Here is a 2,321-nt window from a genome sequence, read left to right on the forward strand (position 1 = left end):
CGCCGCTGGTGAAGGCGGCGACGGGCGAGGAGGTCTCCGCCGAGGATCTGGGCGGCGCGGACGTGCATGCGCGCACCTCGGGCGTGGTCGATCACTACGCGGTCGATGACCGGCACGCGATCGCGCTGCTGCGCCGCATCGTCGCGGGGCTGAACACGCAGAAGCGGCCGGGCGTGGTGCTGCGCGATCCCGCGCCGCCCGCGTATGACCCGGCGGAGCTGCACGGCGTTGTGCCGGCCAACCTGCGCACGCCCTATGACGTGCGCGAGGTGATCGCGCGCGTGGTGGACGGCAGCGAATTCGACGAGTTCAAGCGGCTGTACGGCACCACGCTGGTCTGCGGCTTCGCCCATATCTGGGGCTGTCCCGTCGGCATCGTCGCCAACAACGGCATCCTGTTTTCGGAGAGCGCGCTGAAGGGTGCGCATTTCATCGAATTGTGCAGCCAGCGCGGCATCCCGCTGCTGTTTTTGCAGAACATCACCGGGTTCATGGTCGGGCGGAAATACGAATCGGGCGGCATCGCCAAGGACGGGGCGAAGCTGGTGACGGCGGTCGCGACGGCGGCGGTGCCGAAGATCACGGTGATCATCGGCGGCAGCTTCGGCGCCGGCAATTACGGCATGTGCGGCCGCGCCTATGACCCGCGCTTTTTGTTCACATGGCCGAACGCCCGCATCTCCGTCATGGGCGGCGAGCAGGCGGCGAGCGTGCTGGCGCAGGTGCGGCGCGACAACGCGCCCGACTGGCCGGCCGAGGAGGAGGAGGCGTTCAAGGCGCCGATCCGCGCCCAGTACGAGACGCAGGGGCATCCGTATTACGCGACGGCGCGGCTGTGGGATGACGGGATCATCGATCCCGCCGACACGCATCGCGTGCTGGGCCTCGCGCTGCATGCGGCGTTGAACGCGCCGATACGAAAGACGCGTTTCGGCGTGTTCCGGATGTGACCGCCATGACGCCGATACGCAGCCTGCTGGTCGCCAACCGCGGCGAGATCGCGTGCCGCATCATCCGCACCGCGCGGCGGATGGGCATGCGCAGCATCGCCGTCTATTCCGAGGCCGACCGCGACGCGCTGCATGTGCGCGAGGCGGACATCGCACTTCCGATCGGGCCGGCGCGGGCGACGGAGAGCTATCTGGATATCGCGCGGGTGATCGACGCGGCGCGGCGCGCGGGGGCGGATGCGGTGCATCCGGGCTATGGCTTCCTGTCGGAAAACCCGGCCTTCGTCGAGGCGTGCGAGGCGGCGGGGCTGATCTTCGTGGGACCGCCGGCATCGGCGATGCGCGCGATGGGCAGCAAGGCGCCGGCCAAGGCGCTGATGGAGCGCGCGGGGGTGCCGCTGCTGCCGGGCTATCACGGCGAGCGGCAGGAGCCGGATTTCCTCGCCGAACAGGCGGCGCGCGCCGGCTATCCGGTCGTCATCAAGGCGACGGCGGGCGGCGGCGGGCGCGGCATGCGCGTGGTGCGCGCGGCCGGGGAGTTCGCGGCGGCGCTCGATTCCGCGCGGCGCGAGGCGGCGGGCGCGTTCGGCGACGAGCGGGTGCTGATCGAGAAATACCTCGACCGGCCGCGCCATATCGAGGTGCAGGTCTTCGCCGACCGCGACGGGCGCGCGGTGCATCTGTTCGAGCGCGACTGTTCCGCGCAGCGGCGCCACCAGAAGGTGATCGAGGAGGCGCCGGCGCCGGGGCTGGATGACGCGCGGCGCGAGGCGATGGGGCGGGCGGCGGTCGCGGCGGCGCAGGCGGTGGGCTATGTCGGCGCCGGCACGGTCGAGTTCGTGACGGACGCGACGGGGTTCTACTTCCTGGAGATGAACACGCGGCTGCAGGTCGAGCATCCGGTGACGGAGTCGATCACCGGCCTTGATCTCGTCGAATGGCAGTTGCGGGTGGCGGCGGGCGAGGCGTTGCCGCTCGCGCAGGACGCGATCACGCGCCACGGCCATGCGTTCGAGGCGCGCGTCTATGCCGAGGACCCGGCGCGCGACTATGCGCCGAGCATCGGGCGCATCACCGCGTTCAACGCGCCGCGCGACATCGCGCGCGTCGACGCGGGCGTGGAGGCGGGCGACACGGTCAGCGTGCATTACGACGCGATGATCGCCAAGGTGATCGTGCATGCGCCGACGCGCGCCGAGGCGCTGGGCCGGCTGCATGCCGCGCTGCTGGCGACCGATGTCGCGGGGGTGACGACCAATCTCGACCTGCTGGCGCGCATCGCGGCGCATCCGGATTTCGCGGCGGGCGGCATCGACACCGGCTTCATCGCGCGCGAGGCGGCGACGTTGCTCGCGCCCGCGCCGCCGCCCG

Annotated in this window: 2 protein-coding genes; both read left to right on the forward strand. The window is 71.3% G+C overall.

Annotated elements, in window-relative coordinates:
* The coding region (locus B8460_RS15385; RefSeq protein WP_048862490.1) for a carboxyl transferase domain-containing protein at positions 1 to 950 on the forward strand (950 nt) is incomplete at its 5' end.
* Between the two features lie 5 nt (positions 951 to 955).
* Positions 956 to 2,321, forward strand: a 1,366-nt coding sequence (locus tag B8460_RS15390; RefSeq protein WP_048862491.1) for an acetyl-CoA carboxylase biotin carboxylase subunit, incomplete at its 3' end; no start/stop codon positions are given.

This window comes from Acidisphaera rubrifaciens HS-AP3 (genome assembly GCF_000964365.1).
GTDB classification, from domain to species: Bacteria; Pseudomonadota; Alphaproteobacteria; order Acetobacterales; family Acetobacteraceae; genus Acidisphaera; species Acidisphaera rubrifaciens.